This window comes from Sphingomonas sp., assembly GCF_048595155.1.
Taxonomy (GTDB): Bacteria; Pseudomonadota; Alphaproteobacteria; order Sphingomonadales; family Sphingomonadaceae; genus Sphingomonas_I.
The window spans coordinates 61,990-77,834 of sequence record NZ_JBMDXN010000038.1; the positions used below are offsets into that span (position 1 = coordinate 61,990).

Genomic DNA, 15,845 nt, shown 5'->3' on the forward strand with positions numbered 1-15,845 from the left:
CGGATGCCGTCAACAAGAATGTTAGGAGTACGAACTATGTCGGCCATTTTTGATGCCATCTCCGAACCTGTGGCGCGTCGCGTTACTGCCGGACTGGCAAAGATCGGCCTGGTTCTGCGCAGCCGCGCATGGAAGGGCGCCGGCACGGCGGGCGTGACGCCGACCCAGGGCCACGCGCTGGCGCTCCTGCGCGACGCGCCGGATGGCATGCGCCTGGCGGGGCTCGCCAAGCTGCTGGGCATATCCGCGCCGACCGCGAGCGACATGATCAATGCGCTCGTCGCCAAGGGGCTGGTTGCCAAGCAGCCTGGGCCGGACCGGCGCTCCATCAACCTGATGCTGACGCCGGAGGGCGAAGCGTCGGCGGACCGAACACGCGAATGGCCGGACTTTCTCGCCGATGCGGTCGATACCTTACCCGCGGGCGAGCAGGCGGGCCTGCTCCGCGGGCTCGTGCGCGTGATCCGCGCGCTGCAGGTGAACGGCGACATTCCCGTTCAGCGCATGTGCGTCAGCTGCCGGTTCTTCCGACCCTACGTGCATGACGATCCGGTCAATCCCCACCACTGCGCCTATGTCGACGCGCCGTTCGGGGATCGCCATCTTCGGCTGAACTGCGGCGAGCACCAGCTGGCCGATCCGGTCGAGCAGGAGGAACACTGGCAGCGCTTCATCGCGCCAACCGACGCCCAGCTGCCACAAACGCGCTGAAGCCCGGACAGGAAGTCTTACTTCCCCAACGTCTCCGACACGAATTCGATAAAAGCGCGCACCTTCGGCGACAATTGCTTGCTGGAGGGGAACAGGACCGAGATGGGCGGTCCATCGACCGCATAATCGCTGAGCACCTGCACAAGCGCGCCGGACTTCAGATGGGGTTCGGCCATATAGGTGTGCAGCTGTACCAGCCCGGCCCCGGCCAAGCCGGCCTCGATGACGGCCTCGTTCGTATTGAAGCTCATCGTGCCATTCACCGGCCGCTGGAAAGATTCGCTACTGTCGGGTCGCCGGAACCACCATGAGGCGACACAATCTCCGCCGGGCGGCATCCGTCGGATGCAATCGTGCCGGTCCAGATCTTCAAGGCTCTCCGGCAGCCCATGCGTGGCAAGATAGGCAGGGGCCGCGCAGACGATGTAGCGAACCGTCCCGACCCGCTTTACCATGAGCCGGTTGTCGCGCGGATATCCGATGCGGACGACCGCATCCAACCCCGCGGCAATCGGATCGCTTAAGGTATCGGCGAAAGTGGCGGTGATCCGCATCTGCGGATGGCGTGCGGTGAGCTGGCCAAGCGCCGGCACGATCCGCAGCCGACCCAGCGCTGTCGGCATTTCAACCCGCAACAGGCCGGTCGGTTTCGCGGCACGGTCCCGCATCTCCCGCTCCGCCTCGTCCACCTCGGCCAAGATGGCGCTGCAGCGATCATGGAAGGTGCGGCCATCTTCGGTCAGCGCCAGGGACCGGGTCGTTCGCTGGAACAAGCGTACGCCCAGTCGCTCTTCAAGACGCATCACGCTCTTGCTGACGGCCGAGGCCGATATCCGCAGGGCGCGGCCAGCGGCGGCAAAGCTGCCTTCCTCCGCCACTTTCACGAAGGCGGTAATGCTTCCCAGCCGATCCATTGCCACCGCTCTCCGACTTCTTCGGCTGATTAGCGAATTTCAGGAACGGATGCGAGGACAATGACGCGCCTTATCCGGCCGCACGTCGCCGTCCATCTGCCGCTTGTCACTCTCAAACAAAGGACCTGATCCCATGAAAATAGATCTGACCGGCAAGCGTGCAGTTGTGAGTGGTTCGACCGCCGGCATTGGTCTTGCCATCGCCACCGGACTTGCTGATGCCGGCGCTGAGGTCGTTGTGAACGGCCGGACGGAAGAGCGTGTGCAGAGCGCGATCGCCACCATCCGCGCGGCCGTGCCCACCGCGATCCTGCATGGTGTCGCATCCGACTTGGCGACACCCGAAGGTGTCGCCCAGCTCGTGGCAGGCGCGCAAGACGCCGATATCCTGGTCAACAGCGTCGGCGCTGCGCTGTTCAAGCCGTTTCAGGAGCTCACCGAAGACGATTGGCTGGCGATGTACCAGCTCAACGTGCTGAGCGGGGTGCGCCTGACGAAGCATTACCTGCCGGGGATGATGGACCGCGGCTGGGGGCGGATCGTCTTCATCAGCAGTGAATCTGCGCTCAATCCCCCCAAGGAGATGATCGACTATGGGATGACCAAGGCGGCTCAGCTCGCGGTCTCGCGCGGCGTTGCCGAATTGGCGGCCAATTCAGGCGTGACGGTGAACGCCGTGCTGCCCGGGCCGACGCGCTCCGAAGGATTTGGCAGCGTGCTGGAAGGCGTTGCACGGCAGACCGGCCAGTCCATCGACCAGGTCGAACGGGACTTCCTCGAACAGAACCGCCCCACCTCGCTGCTGGGCCGTTTCTCCTCGACTGAAGAGATTGCCAATATGGTCGTATACGTCTGTTCCCAGCAGGCCTCGGCAACCACGGGGAGCGCATTACGCGTCGACGGCGGCGTGGTTCGCTCCATCGCCTGATCCGTCGCCGGCGGCCGGTACGTCCCGGCCGCCGGCCGCATTTCCCCTGGCTCGAGAGCGGCCTATTCCAGCTGCGAATCGAAGCGGAAGGAGGCGTGCCTGCATGGTCGGATATGAGGACGTGACCGCGGCGGCGGCGCGTATTGCCGGTATGGTCGTGCGCACGCCCACCATTTACGCCGACGCGATCAGCCGCTTGGTCGGCGCGGACATATGGCTGAAGCTTGACACGCTCCAGGCGACAGGCGCCTTCAAGGAGCGTGGCGCTGCCAACCGCCTGGCGTCGCTGACCATGGCCGAACGATCCCGTGGCGTCGTCGCCATGTCGGCGGGGAACCATGCCCAGGCGGTGGCGCGGCATGCCTCGCTGCTCGGCGTACGCGCCGTGATCGTGATGCCGGCCTTCACCCCGACGACCAAAGTTACCCGCACAGCCCGCTGGGGCGCCGAAGTCGTGCTGCATGGAGAGAGCCTGACGCAGGCGGCCGCCCACGCACGCGATCTGGCCAAGCGGGAAAATCTCGTCTTCATCCATCCCTATGACGATGAGGCCGTGATCGCCGGGCAGGGCACCGCGGCGCTCGAGCTGATTCAGGACGCCCCCGATCTCGACACCATCGTGGTGCCAATAGGCGGCGGCGGCCTTGCTGCGGGCTGTGCGATCGCTGCCGCCGGCGCCGACCGCCAGATCGACATATGCGGCGTCGAGGTCGAAAGTTATGCGGCGATGGCGCAGGAGCTTGCCGGCGCCCCGGTGGACGTTGGCGGTGCGACGATCGCCGAGGGCATCGCCGTGCGGGAGGTCGGGCGCATCCCGTTGGAGATCCTGCGCCAACATGATTGCAAGGTGCTCACCGTGCCGGAGCGCGCCATCGAGGATGCCATCGCATTGTTGGCGGAAGAGGCGAAAATCGTCGCAGAAGGGGCTGGTGCGGCTGGCATTGCCGCCTTGTTGACTCACCCGGCGCAATTCCGCGGCCGGCGGATCGGCGTGCCGATCTGTGGCGCGAACATCGACAATCGCGCGCTGGCCAACATCCTGCAGCGGGTGATGTTACGGGACGGACGCCTGATGCGGCTGGTGTTCGACATTCCGGATCGGCCAGGCGTCCTCGGCGAAATCTCCAGCCGCATCGGCGCGGCCGGCGCCAACATCATCGAGGTTGCGCATCACCGCCTCTTTACATCACCCAGCGTCCAGGCGGCGCGACTGGAGGTAATGTTCGAAGCGCGCGACGCCGCCCACAGCGAAACGGTCTTCCACACGCTGCAGCAGCATTATGCCGTGTCAAAGCTATGAGGATGAGCGGCACGCGATCCGGCCTACCGAGTCGCCTCCGGTAAGCGGAAATGGGCTAAATCTTTGAAAAGGTGGTGGACGCACTAGGGCTCGAACCTAGGACCCGCTGATTAAGAGTCAGCTGCTCTACCAACTGAGCTATGCGTCCATGCCTTGCAGCAACGCGGCCGTGCCGCTTTGGAGGCGCGCCGTTAGCAAGGCGTTTGGCGCTTGTAAACACCCTGGTCGCATCATCGATTGCTGGCGCGGCTTTGACGATCGATCGACATCAGCAGTCCAAGGCAGATCAGAACGGTCATCATCGCCGATCCCCCGAAGGAAACGAGCGGCAAGGGAATGCCGACGACTGGCGCCAGGCCCATCACCATCAGCAGGTTGATCGCCACGTAGAAAAAAATGGTCGTGGCCAGCCCCGCGCCGGCAATGCGGCCGAAGCGCGAGCGGGCCCGCATCGCTGCGCGCAGCCCCCAGCCGATCACGAAGGAAAAGGCGGCGATGATGCCGATGCCGCCCATCAATCCCCATTCTTCCGCCATCGTCGCGAAGACGAAGTCGGTGTGGCCCTCGGGCAGATAATCGAGGTGGATCTGCGTACCCTGCAGGAAGCCCTTGCCGGTTACGCCGCCAGATCCAATCGCGATCTTGGACTGGATGATGTGATAACCCGCGCCAAGCGGATCGCTCTCCGGATTCAGGAAGATCTCGATCCGGCGCCGCTGATAGTCGTGCATGGCATGAAGCGCGAAGGGTATCAGCGCGATCACCGCCGCGGCGCCGCCGATGAACAGGCGTTTGGGCACGCCCGCCAGGAACATAGCCGCCATGCCGCCAAAGGCGATCATCAGCGACGTTCCCAGATCGGGCTGCGCCATGACGAGCAGGAAGGGCACACCGATCAACAGGGCGGCCGGCCAAATGGCGGAGAAGCGGCGGATCTCCGCCGCAGGCATCATGTCGTAGAAGCGCGCCAGAACCAGCACGATTGCAGGCTTCATCAATTCCGATGGCTGCAAGCGGATGATCTTCAGGTCCAGCCAGCGCCGGCTGCCACCCCTTACCGCTCCCAGCGCTTCCACGCCGAAGAGAAGGATGAGGAGGATGATATAGGTCGGCCAGGCAATCGCCTTCAGCTGCTGTTCCGACAGGCGCGACAGGACCAGCGCACCGATCAGGAACATGACGAAGCGGATCCCCTGCGAAAACGCCCAGGGATTCATCTTTCCATCGGCTGCCGAATAGAGAACGACTAGGCCGAAGCCGCAGATTGCGCTGACGACCGCCACGAGGCCCCACGGAATGCGGGCGAAGGACGTCGGGACGAGTGAGTTACTACTCAATCCGGTTCCTCCCGACCTGGCGTGTCGGCGCTGTTGTCGGCAGTGGGCGCGCTTGGCTCGGCGTCACCGCGCTGCGCCTGCTGCCAGCGTTGCACGTCGGCTGCCATGCGCGCCTCGATGTCGCCACCCCAGCCTTTTTCCAGCGCGGTGAGCGTGGACATGGCGCGATCCGGCGCGAACAGAAAGGTCATCACATCGCGCGCCACCTGCGCGGCGGCGGCGCCATGGCCGGCATGTTCCAACGTAACCCCAATGGCATATTTGGGTTGATCGGCCGGAGCGAAGCCGATGAAATGGCCATGGTCGCGCAATCTCCACAGGCCTGCCGTCCCCAAGGCCTGGGCGCGGCCTGCACGCCGATCGGCCATGCTGATGCGGCGCACTTGGGCGCTCCCGGTTTTGCCCGCCATTTCCACACCCGGCACCGGCAGCCGTGACGAGCCGGCCGTGCCGGCGCCGCCGGTGTTGATCACGTCCCGCATTCCCCGATGTATCACCGCCAGATCGGAGGAGGGGATGTTGAGCGACCCACCTTGGGGGCCGTAGCGCTTGTTCACGATCAGCCGCGGCTGCAGGATCCTGCCGCTGGCGATCCGCGCCGCCATCACCGCAAGCTGCAGCGGGTTGGTGAGAACATAACCTTGGCCGATCGATGCGTTCATCGTGTCCGCTGTCGTCCAGGCCTTCTTGTAACGCCGTTCTTTCCACGCGCTGTTGGGATAGGTGCCGTAACGCTGCATCGTCGCCGGGAGATCGAACTTCTCGCCCAATCCCAACGTGCCGGCCATCGCCGCCAGTTTGTCGATGCCGATGCGGCGCGCCATGGCGTAGAAATAGACGTCGCACGATTGCTGGATGGCACGGTGCATGTTGATCGCGCCATGCCCGCCGTGCCGCCAGCAATGGAACAGGGCGTTGCCGACCCGGTAGGCACCGGTGCAATTGACGGTTTCTTCCGCGCCGACCCCCCAACGCAGCAGCGCCAGCGCGTTCATCGGCTTCACGGTCGAGCCGGGGGGATACAGGCCCAGCAGCGTCTTGTTCATCAGCGGCAGATGGTCGTTGGCCGACATCATCGCCCATTCCGACTGGCTGATCCCCGCGGTGAAGACATTGGGATCGTAGGACGGCATCGAACACATGGCGAGCAGGCCGCCCGTCTCGCAATCGACCACCGCCAGCGATCCGCTGTTGGTGCCGATCCGGCGCGACGCGAATTCCTGCAAGTCAGCATCAATGGTCAGGCGCAGCGTATGGCCCATTTCCTCGGGGCGGGTCGTCAGTTCCTGGACCAAGCGGCCATGCGCGGTCACTTCGGTCCGCTTGGCCCCGGCTCGGCCGCGCAGCCAGGGCTCCATCACCTTCTCCAACCCTTCTTTGCCCAGCTTGAAACCGGGCGTGACCAGCAGCGGATCGTGTGTTTTCTGATAATCCTCCGCCGACGCCGGCCCGACATAGCCGCATAGGTGGCCGACGGCGGCACCGGCGGGGTAGGAGCGGGTGAACCCGCTGGTCGGGGCGACGCCAGGCAAGTCGCTCTGGCGCAGGCTCACCGCCGCGAAACGCTCATAATCCAGCCCTTCGATCACCGGCACCGGCTGATACCCTGGCGACTTGTCGAGGGCATTCTTGATCCGGTCCACATCTTCACGGGTCAGGTTGAGCAGGTGGCGTAGTTCGTCGATGGCGCCGTCCGGATCCTGCAGGCGATCGGGAATCAGATCGACGCGAAAGCTCGTTTTGTTGACCGCGATCGGCTTACCGTTGCGATCGATGATCCAGCCGCGGCGCGGCGGGATGATCTGGCTCTGCACCCGATTTGATTCAGCCAGCCGATTATATTTGTCACGCTGGGCGATGGCGAGCCACGCCATCCGGCCCACCAGCAAGGCGGCCACGCCTGCCTGCGCCCCGCCCAGAACGAGCGCACGACGGGTGAAGCTGTAGGTCAGCGACTGATCCGTAATGACCCGCCCGGGGCGCTGGAGGAACTTCACGTCGCCAGCCGCCAGCGATCCAGCCAGGCGCACAGGCGCGCGATAGGCGGGAAGGCAAGGATGGCAAGCACGGTTGGCGCGATCATGGCCCAGGGCGTACCGCCGCCGGATACGAAGTGGCCGATCGCCCAGTTTCCGACGGCGCACCACAGGATGGCACCGGTCGCGATCCACCAATCCAGCCAATGGTCCCGCCACATCGGACGTGTATCGATCAGGTCGATCACCAGGAAAGTGATGGTCCACAATGTCATGGCTGTTCCCGGCGCGGCACCGGTGATCAGATCGTCGGCAAGGCCAAGCGGCAACGCCATCCATGCTGCCCACAATTCAGGGCGCAACAGCCGCCAGCCGAGCGCCATCAACAGGCCGAGGGGCGGCAGCAACGGGACGGTGGTGATGATCGGCAGCAGGGCGACGCAGGATCCGATCACGGTGGTCGCGATCGGCACGCCTTGCAATCGCCACCGCGTGGGCCGGCCGAGAAGGTCGGACTCGATCGTCATCAGCGCTTGCGCCCCTCCGGCGGGGCAAGCGGCGGCGGGGAGGGCTGTTCCGGTAGCACGAGTGCGAAATCCAGCTTGGCCGGATCGGCCAAGGGACGCGCCGCGGCAATTTCACCGCTGGCACTCATCACGACGGCAACCGGCATGTCGGCGGGATATACACCGCCAACGCCGGACGTGACCAGCAGATCGCCCCGCCGGAAGCCGGGACCACCTGCGGTGGTGGCATGGATCTCGAGCGATCCGTCACCGCGTCCCTCGCCCAGCACCGCCTCACCGGTGCGGACGACGCGCAGCGGCACCGCGCTACCGCCATCGTTCAACAGGATGATCCGCGATGCATGACGGCCGACTTCCGCGATCCGCCCGACCAGGCCGTCCGCCGCGCGCACCGGCTGGCCCGAAGCAACGCCGTCCGCGCTGCCAGCGGCAAGCGTGGCGAAGCGGCGGCTGCCGGACAGGCTGGATCCCACAATCCGCGCCGCCACGATCGGTCGTACCTGCTCGCCCACCAGCCGGAGCGTGCGCTTAAGCCGCGCATTCTCGAACGCGAGTACGCGCGCCTGTATCACACCGCGGCGCGCTTCGGCCAATTCATCCCGCAGCGCGCGGTTCTTGCTCGCGGCATTGAAATAGTCGCCGATGTCGCTCGCGACCGATCCGGTGCCGCGCACGATCGGCCGGGTCGCGACCGATATCGGCGCGGTAACGTCCAACGCTAGTCCGCGTATGCCTTCATAAGCGACCGGATCGAAGCGGGCGATCAACAATAAGGCGATGCTCGCCACCGTCCCCATCGCGGCGGCGATATAGCCGAAGAATAGTCCATATTGGATGCGCCGCGAAAAGCCGCGGTCGCGATGACGCGGCGGGGCCATGGCTCCGCCTCCTTTCCGCTCTTAAGCCGTGTGCAGCACGCCGCGGAACATCGGATCTTCCAGCGCGCGCCCGGTGCCGAGTGCGACGCAGGTAAGAGGATTGTCCGCGACCGTGACGGGCAGGCCGGTGGCCTGGCGCAAAACTTCGTCGATACCTTCGAGCAAAGCGCCGCCGCCGGTCAGAACAATGCCTTGATCGACGATGTCGGCCGCAAGTTCCGGCGCGGTGTTTTCCAGCGCCATACGGACACCTTCGATGATCGCAGACACAGGCTCGCTGAGCGCCTCCGCAATCTGCGACTGGGTGATCTCGATCTCCTTGGGAACGCCGTTCACCAGATCGCGGCCCTTGATCAGGATTCGCTCGCCGACGCCGTCGGCAGGCATCCGGGCTGTGCCATGCATCTGCTTGATCCGCTCCGCTGTGGCTTCGCCGATCAGCAGATTGTGGTTGCGGCGAACATAGGATCCGATCGCTTCGTCCATCTTGTCACCACCAACGCGCACGCTGGTCGTATAAGCCAGTCCACGCAGCGACAGCACGGCGACCTCGGTCGTGCCGCCGCCGATATCGACCACCATCGATCCGATCGGCTCCGTCACCGGCATGTCGGCGCCGATTGCGGCCGCCATCGGCTCCTCGATCAGGAAGACCTGGCTGGCGCCGGCGTTTGAAGCGGCATCGCGGATCGCGCGGCGTTCCACCTTGGTCGATCCTGATGGCACGCAGATGATGATCTCCGGCCAGCGCGGAAAGCGCCGCTGTCCGTGCACTTTATGGATGAAGTGCTTGATCATCTGTTCGGCCACATCGATGTCGGCGATCACGCCGTCGCGCAGCGGGCGAATGACTTCCATATGTTCGGGCGTCTTGCCCATCATCATCTTGGCGTCGTCGCCAACCGCACGCACTTTCTTCACGCCGTTCAGCGTTTCGATTGCCACCACCGATGGCTCATCGAGCACGATGCCCCGCCCGCGGACATAGACCAAAGTATTCGCCGTCCCGAGATCGACTGCCATGTCGTGCGACATGAATTTGAACCAGCGCATGAAACCCATATGTCTACTGTCCGTCCGTCGCGCGACCGGCGGTGAATCATCTGTACCGATGGTGAAAGCCCGGTCGCGGAAGGCCGCTGACTGGGCTAGAGCCATGCCCATGTCAATACGCCGGCTCCCAGAGCATTTGGTCAATCGTATCGCCGCTGGCGAGGTCGTGGAGCGACCCGCATCGGCGCTGAAGGAACTCGTTGAAAACGCGATCGACGCGGGTGCCCGCCACATCCTCGTGCGCCTCAGCGAAGGGGGAATCGGCGGCATCGAAGTGACGGATGACGGCAGCGGCATGGCGCCCGGCGAAATGGCGCTTGCGCTGGAACGTCACGCCACGTCGAAGCTGCCGGACGATGCGATCGAGCGGGTCGCTACGTTGGGTTTTCGGGGTGAAGCGCTGCCCTCTATCGCCAGCGTGGCGACGCTGACGATCGAGAGCCGGGTGCGGGGTGCCGAGGGATGGCGTCGAACGGTCGACAATGGCCAGGTGATGCAGGAAGGGCCAGCTGCGTTGCCGCCGGGCACGCGGGTTAAGGTCGAGGGACTGTTCGCGCGGGTGCCCGCTCGCGCCAAGTTCCTGCGCACGGCGCGTTCGGAATATGCCGCCTGCGTCGATATCGTGCGGCGCCTGGCGATGGCGCGGCCCGAAATCGGCTTCACGCTGGAGCATGATGGGCGACGCTCGCTGGCGGTTCAGCCGGGCGAAACGCAGGCCGAACGGGTGGCGGCCCTGATCGATCGCGAACTGATCCGCAACTCCGTGGCAGTCGAACATGGCCGGGAAGCCCTGACGCTCGGGGGTGTGGCGGGGCTCCCTACTTTCAGCCGTGGCGTGGCGGACCATCAATATCTGTTCGTCAACGGCCGGCCCGTGAAAGACCGGTTGCTGATCGGCAGCGTGCGTGCGGCTTATCAGGATCTGCTCGCGCGGGATCGCCACCCGGTTCTCGCCCTGTTCCTGGACGTGCCGGGCGAGGAGGTCGACGTGAACGTCCACCCGGCCAAGACCGAGGTGCGCTTCCGGGAAGCAGGGCTGGTGCGCGGCATGATCGTCGGTGGCCTTCGCGCGGCGCTCGACAGCGCGGGCCATCGCAGCGCCGCCCGTCCTTCACCGGCCGCGCTCGGGCGGTGGCAGGCGGAACCGCTCGCCCCGCAATGGGCGCCCCCGGCGCCCGCTGTGCAGGGAACGGTGTGGGACAATGTTCCCAGCTATGCGCCCCCGCCCTCGGCGCGTGCCGAACAGGCGTTTGCACCGCCGCCGGCGGCAGTCGACTATCCTTTGGGCGTGGCGCGGGGCCAGGTCGCCGCAACCTATATCGTGGCGGAGGCGACGGATGGGCTGATTCTGGTCGATCAACATGCCGCGCATGAACGGCTGGTCCTCGAACGCATGCGGCGCGCCGTCGCAGATGGCGGCGTCGCGCGACAGGCGCTGCTGTTGCCGGAGGTCGTGGAAATGGACGAACCTGCCTGTGACCGGTTGGAAGCGCGCGCTGCCGAACTGGCCGAGATGGGGCTCGAGCTGGAACGCTTCGGGGCCAAGGCCATGCTGGTGCGGGCCACGCCGGCCTTGCTCGGCCCGAGCGACGCCCAGCAACTGGTGATCGATCTGGCGGACGAATTGGCCGCCTATGACGAGGCTTTATCGCTCAAGGAGAAGCTGGACGCGATCGCCGGTACGATGGCGTGCCACGGCTCCGTACGCGCCGGTCGCATCCTCTCGGTGGCCGAGATGAACGCCTTGCTGCGGGAAATGGAGGTCACGCCCCATTCCGGCCAGTGCAACCATGGCCGCCCGACCTGGATCAAGCTGGGCCATGGCGACATCGAAAAGCTGTTCGGCCGCAAGTAGCATAGGCGCTACCCGTGGTCAGATCGGATCGTAGCTGAACGTCCACAGCGCCGAGGCCTGCGAGCCCTTGTCGCCACGTCGTTGGAGACGTCCCACCACCGTGTAGCGCTGCCCGGCCTTGATCGCGCCGGATGGCATCAGCCCGGCCGTACGGGGTGCGACGTAGAGAATAACCGGATAACCGTCGTCGGTGCGCAGACTCACGGCCTTATAGGCCAAAGGCCCGTTGACAATCGAAGGCGTCACCTGCCCCATGCCCTGCGGCGGATTCAGGCTGGTAATCGTACCGCTGATCCGCAGCAGGTTGCCGAGCGGCTGATCGACCGTGTCATTCCATGGCCGTTTGCTGCGCGCCCGCTCTGCGCCGACCTGATCGTAATGCGCATTAAGCGCGCCCAGCGAGGGATAGTCGATCGTCCACTTCGTGTGGCTGACATTGTTCAGCGTGAAGCTGAAAATGTTGAACAGATTGTCCGTCCAGCCCTGGCACCCATCGGCGTCGTTACAATAACGCCAGGCCGAATCTGCCCAATCCAGCAGCATCTTCTTGGGATCGGAAAATTCCGCTTCCTTGGCGAAACCCGGTCCGAACGCCACCGCCGCCTGCCGCTGGCGAGGCGCGATCACCGCGACCGCGCCGTTGCCGACGTCCAATTTGCCGACGCGCAACTGCCGCATCATGCCCCAGGCATAATCGTCCGCGGACAGGCCGTGCAGATCGTTGACGACCAGGATCGTGAATTCGGCGCCGACATCCTTGGCCAGCGTGTAGAGTTTCTCGTCCATCGCCCGGACACGGGCCGGATCCAGCTTGCCGGTTTCGTCGACGATAAAGCGGCCATATTTGAACGGGGTAGAGCCGGGCGCGGGCAAGGTCAGGCTTGCCTTAATGATCGGGCCGGTACCGCCCGCGCTCGAGGTTGCCGTGGAAGACGGCGGGACGGGTGCCGCACCGTTGCCGGTGCTGCAGTCGCTACGATTCTGCTGCGTGCAGGCCTGTTGCCAGCCGGCGCGGATCGCGTTGGCGCGCGTCATCTTGTCCGGATGAGTAGGGGATCCGTGCACGCTGCCGACTGCAAGGATCATTTCCGTCGCGGCACGCTCCGGCGCCCCCATCTTCTCCATTACGAAACCGGAGAATTTGTCCGCCTCAAGTTCGATTTCCGGGCGACTGCCGCCCGGCACGATCGTGTGGCCCGACAAATGATGCGCAATTTCATGTGCCAAGATGCTGGTCGGGCCCCAGGGATCGCCCCCAACCCGCGCCATGGCCGCGCGCATGAAGTTGGGATTGAAGGCGATCACGCGGCGGGGGACACGATTCTGGTCCAGCATGATCACCGCAGCGGCGTTGTCGACCGGCCCAGTCGTTACCACGAAATTGGCAGGCAGGCCGGTATAATCCATGATGCGCTTGACCGCGAGCTGGCAATTCTCCGGGGCGGCTCCCGTGAAGGCGGCCGCATCTCCGGTCACTGGCCGGCCATCATAGGAACAGGCCTGCAGCGTGGAGGCGATGGCCTCGATCTTTTGCCCGCCGGTCAGACGATCGGCCGAGGTCGCGCCGTGGTTAGCCGGCTTGTTGCACGCCGCGACAATGAGAGGCGCCAAGAGGATAGGGCTGGCCAGCAAATGTCCCTTCACGTTTCTCTCCCAATATCATTGGACGATCCAGAGAATTGCGGTCGCATAGCCGCGAAGCAGCAGCCAACTCGCCGCGGCGTAGATCAGGCAGGCGAGGAGCAGGCGCGGCCAATCGCGCGCAATGTTCAACCGGAAGAATTGGCTATAGGCCGTGGCCACGATCGCCAGCTTGATCGCGTACAAATAATAAGCCGATGCCTGTTTGTGCAGCAGGATGAAGTGCGACGAATGCCAGACGAGTGTCGGCAGCAGATTGAGGATGACGATCGCCAGGATCAGATTTTGGCAATAGATGGCGAGTACCGCATGCTCGATGGCGTTGTAGTTCGACCGGCGGCGAAAGCCGATCCAGCTTCCCAGGAAAATGGCGGCGATCCCGAGCGTGAAGCTCCAATTGGCATAGTTGACGACGCGTTGCGCCATCCGCTCGACATCGCGGTTCTGGCCGACGAAGTCGAACCGCTGGAAATATTGGTTGGCAGCGAGGATCAGCACGAGGATCGCCACAAGCGCGACCAGCAGCTTCAGCGGATGCATATAGCTGGCGCGCTTGCCATGCACATAATCGCGTGCGACCAGCCCAGGCTGGAAGATAAGCCGAAAAAGCGTTTTCAGGCTGTCCTTTTCAAACCAGCGAATGCGCTCCCAGCTCTCCTTGACAAGATCTCCGAAAGACAGACGTCGTGCGGCTTTCTGTCCGCAACTTCCGCAGTAAGTCGTTGATAAATTTGTAGAACAATTGCGGCATATCGGCGCATCAAACCAATTTTGGCTGATCGTTGTCACTGAGGTGACACTGTCGTCATGTGCCGCGTCCGTCGCTGCTGCGGAGTGTAACGGCGTCATCCACATCCTCGCGCCGGACCTCCGGCCTTGGTAGGAACGCGAATTAATCTGCCTGGTTGCAGGTGGCCCCCCGAAGCGTCTTCTATCAGACTTAAACTGTACGACGATGTTCTGTTACAATCATTGGTGCCGAGCTCCGGCCATGCCCGTAGCGTTCTTGTTATAGCCACATCATCCCAGAGGATTTTGATCGAATGGCGGACTGGATCTTGCGGGTGGGGGCATTGGTCGCGGCCACATGGCTTGTAATAGGCTCACCAGCGGCCGCACAGCAGGTGATCGGGGATTGGCACGGACGGCTCGATCTGGGCGGGATGCGCTTGCGGCTCGGCGTGACCATAACGCGCGCCGCGGACGGGACGCTCGCCGGTACCATCGTCAGCCCGGATCAGGGGCCGCAACAGATCCCGCTTTCGGGGGTGGTGACAGCGGGGAACACCATGTCCTTCCAGGTGCCATCGATCGCCGGGAGCTATGCCGGCAAGTGGGATGCATCGCGGCAGGGGTGGGACGGTGCGTGGACCCAGGGGCGATCTTTCCCGCTCTTCCTTTTGCCGGGTCCGTTCGAGGCCGTGTCGCGGCCACAGGAGCCGAAGCCTCCCTTCCCCTATCGTGACGTGCAGGTGGAGATCGACAGCGTTGCCGGGGTTCGCCTCGCCGGCACGTTGACGATCCCCACGGGGGCGGGACCATTCCCGGCGGCAGTGTTGATCAGCGGTTCCGGTCCTCAAAACCGCGACGAGGAATTGATGGGGCACAAGCCGTTCCTCGTGATCGCCGATTATTTGACGCGAAGGGGCATTGCCGTCCTGCGCTATGATGATCGCGGCACCGCCCAGTCGCGCGGTACCTTCGCCACGGGAACGACCCGCGATTTCGCGCAGGATGCCGCGGCGGCCGTCAAATGGCTGCGGCGGCAGCCGGGAATAGATCCCGACCATGTCGGAGCGATCGGCCATAGCGCAGGCGGCCTGATCGCGCCGATGCTGGCCGCGCAGGACCCGAAGCTGGCCTTCGTCGTCCTGCTGGCAGGGCCGGGCGTGCCTGGGAAGGATGTCATGACGGCGCAGGCGGAGGCGATTGGCCGGGCCGCCGGCCTCAGCCCAGAGGTCGCAGCCAAAAATGGCATCCTGGCACGCGACATTTCAGAGGCGGTAATCCGTGCCGCCGGTACGGAGCAGGCCCGGGCTGCCGTTACACAATTGTTCGCCGCAAATAATGTGCCCGAGCAGGCACGCGCGGCGCAGTTGTCGATGGTGACGTCCAACTGGTTTCGCCAATTTGCCGCTTATGATCCCGCCCCCGCGTTGCGCGCCTTGCGGATCCCGCTGCTCGCCCTCAACGGAGCCAATGATAAGCAGGTTCTCCCGGGTCAGAATCTGCCTGCCATTCGTGCCGCCACCAAGGGCAATCGCGATGCGACCATCGTTGAACTGCCAGGGCTGAATCATCTGTTCCAGAGCAGCAAGACCGGCCTTCCCCAGGAATATGGCGCAATTGAAGAGACATTCTCACCTGCGGCGCTCAGCCTCATGGCGGATTGGATCTTGCGGCACCGCTGATCCGGCACGACGCTGCAGCCGTGGCGGCGAAACCCGGTCCCCTTTGAGGCGTTCACGCGCCATGGACCCGAAAGATTTGGTGGCGGCCGTGCGCGCTGCCGCGATCCGTCATAACCGCACGTGGGACGCGCTGGTGCCCGATCGCTTCCAGATCGACTTCACGCATGAAGAGGCCGAAGAACTGGCGTATGCCGAAATGGCAGCTGCCAAGCGTGCATTGCGCGATCACATCTGTGAGACCTATGGCATCACCGCGCGCGAATTGTCGAGCCTCGCCACGCTTTGACGTCTTGCCGGCGTGGCGAGGCATTGGC

General features: G+C 64.4%; 14 protein-coding genes and 1 tRNA gene. 6 read left to right on the forward strand and 9 right to left on the reverse strand.

Features of this window, described 5'->3' with window-relative positions:
- Positions 1 to 36 precede the first annotated feature (36 nt).
- Positions 37 to 711, forward strand: a complete 675-nt coding sequence (locus tag ACOJSI_RS06350) for a MarR family winged helix-turn-helix transcriptional regulator (protein ID WP_420137421.1) — start codon at positions 37 to 39, stop codon at positions 709 to 711.
- A 17-nt stretch (positions 712 to 728) separates the two neighbouring features.
- Here ACOJSI_RS06350 and ACOJSI_RS06355 read toward each other — a convergent pair whose 3' ends face one another.
- Complete coding sequence (locus tag ACOJSI_RS06355; RefSeq protein WP_420137422.1) at positions 729 to 1,625, reverse strand: LysR family transcriptional regulator; 897 nt, start codon at positions 1,623 to 1,625, stop codon at positions 729 to 731.
- Between the two features lie 133 nt (positions 1,626 to 1,758).
- On the opposite strand from ACOJSI_RS06355, the gene ACOJSI_RS06360 reads away from it, so the two are divergent.
- Together ACOJSI_RS06360 and ACOJSI_RS06365 are read left to right on the forward strand one after the other, a co-directional pair.
- The gene (locus tag ACOJSI_RS06360) at positions 1,759 to 2,553 is read left to right on the forward strand and encodes an SDR family NAD(P)-dependent oxidoreductase (RefSeq protein WP_420137423.1); all 795 of its coding nucleotides are present in this window, start codon (positions 1,759 to 1,761) and stop codon (positions 2,551 to 2,553) included.
- Positions 2,554 to 2,656: 103 nt separating this feature from the next.
- Complete coding sequence (locus ACOJSI_RS06365) at positions 2,657 to 3,853, forward strand: threonine ammonia-lyase (protein ID WP_420137424.1); 1,197 nt, start codon at positions 2,657 to 2,659, stop codon at positions 3,851 to 3,853.
- A gap of 72 nt (positions 3,854 to 3,925) precedes the next feature.
- Here ACOJSI_RS06365 and ACOJSI_RS06370 read toward each other — a convergent pair.
- The 6 genes from ACOJSI_RS06370 to ACOJSI_RS06395 all read right to left on the reverse strand — a co-directional run bounded on the left by ACOJSI_RS06370 (position 3,926) and on the right by ACOJSI_RS06395 (position 9,633).
- A tRNA-Lys gene (locus ACOJSI_RS06370) sits at positions 3,926 to 4,001 on the reverse strand.
- Positions 4,002 to 4,083: 82 nt separating this feature from the next.
- A complete protein-coding gene (rodA, locus tag ACOJSI_RS06375) occupies positions 4,084 to 5,190 on the reverse strand; it encodes a rod shape-determining protein RodA (protein WP_420137425.1) in 1,107 nt (368 codons plus the stop codon).
- On the reverse strand, positions 5,187 to 7,220 hold the full coding sequence (mrdA, locus tag ACOJSI_RS06380; RefSeq protein ID WP_420137426.1) for a penicillin-binding protein 2: 2,034 nt from the start codon (positions 7,218 to 7,220) through the stop codon (positions 5,187 to 5,189). The genes rodA and mrdA overlap by 4 nt, the downstream gene beginning before the upstream one ends.
- A complete protein-coding gene (locus tag ACOJSI_RS06385; RefSeq protein ID WP_420137427.1) occupies positions 7,184 to 7,693 on the reverse strand; it encodes a rod shape-determining protein MreD in 510 nt (169 codons plus the stop codon). Before ACOJSI_RS06385 ends, mrdA begins: the two co-directional genes overlap by 37 nt.
- The gene (gene mreC / locus ACOJSI_RS06390) at positions 7,693 to 8,571 is read right to left on the reverse strand and encodes a rod shape-determining protein MreC (RefSeq protein ID WP_420137428.1); all 879 of its coding nucleotides are present in this window, start codon (positions 8,569 to 8,571) and stop codon (positions 7,693 to 7,695) included. The genes ACOJSI_RS06385 and mreC overlap by 1 nt, the downstream gene beginning before the upstream one ends.
- Positions 8,572 to 8,592: 21 nt before the next feature.
- Positions 8,593 to 9,633, reverse strand: a complete 1,041-nt coding sequence (locus ACOJSI_RS06395) for a rod shape-determining protein (RefSeq protein ID WP_420137455.1) — start codon at positions 9,631 to 9,633, stop codon at positions 8,593 to 8,595.
- A gap of 100 nt (positions 9,634 to 9,733) precedes the next feature.
- Between ACOJSI_RS06395 and mutL the strand changes: the two genes are divergently transcribed.
- Complete coding sequence (gene mutL, locus ACOJSI_RS06400; protein ID WP_420137456.1) at positions 9,734 to 11,479, forward strand: DNA mismatch repair endonuclease MutL; 1,746 nt, start codon at positions 9,734 to 9,736, stop codon at positions 11,477 to 11,479.
- Between the two features lie 18 nt (positions 11,480 to 11,497).
- On the opposite strand, the gene ACOJSI_RS06405 is transcribed toward mutL, so the two are convergent.
- Together ACOJSI_RS06405 and ACOJSI_RS06410 are read right to left on the reverse strand one after the other, a co-directional pair.
- Positions 11,498 to 13,123 (reverse strand): TPM domain-containing protein, encoded by a 1,626-nt coding sequence (locus ACOJSI_RS06405; RefSeq protein ID WP_420137429.1) that lies wholly within the window; start codon positions 13,121 to 13,123, stop codon positions 11,498 to 11,500.
- A gap of 15 nt (positions 13,124 to 13,138) precedes the next feature.
- Complete coding sequence (locus ACOJSI_RS06410) at positions 13,139 to 13,975, reverse strand: DUF3667 domain-containing protein (RefSeq protein WP_420137430.1); 837 nt, start codon at positions 13,973 to 13,975, stop codon at positions 13,139 to 13,141.
- 188 nt (positions 13,976 to 14,163) lie between these two features.
- Between ACOJSI_RS06410 and ACOJSI_RS06415 the strand changes: the two genes are divergently transcribed.
- Together ACOJSI_RS06415 and ACOJSI_RS06420 are read left to right on the forward strand one after the other, a co-directional pair.
- Positions 14,164 to 15,531, forward strand: coding sequence for an alpha/beta hydrolase family protein (locus tag ACOJSI_RS06415; RefSeq protein ID WP_420137431.1), 1,368 nt, complete (start codon positions 14,164 to 14,166; stop codon positions 15,529 to 15,531).
- A 61-nt stretch (positions 15,532 to 15,592) separates the two neighbouring features.
- On the forward strand, positions 15,593 to 15,817 hold the full coding sequence (locus tag ACOJSI_RS06420) for a hypothetical protein (RefSeq protein WP_420137432.1): 225 nt from the start codon (positions 15,593 to 15,595) through the stop codon (positions 15,815 to 15,817).
- The last annotated feature ends 28 nt before the right edge of the window (positions 15,818 to 15,845 follow it).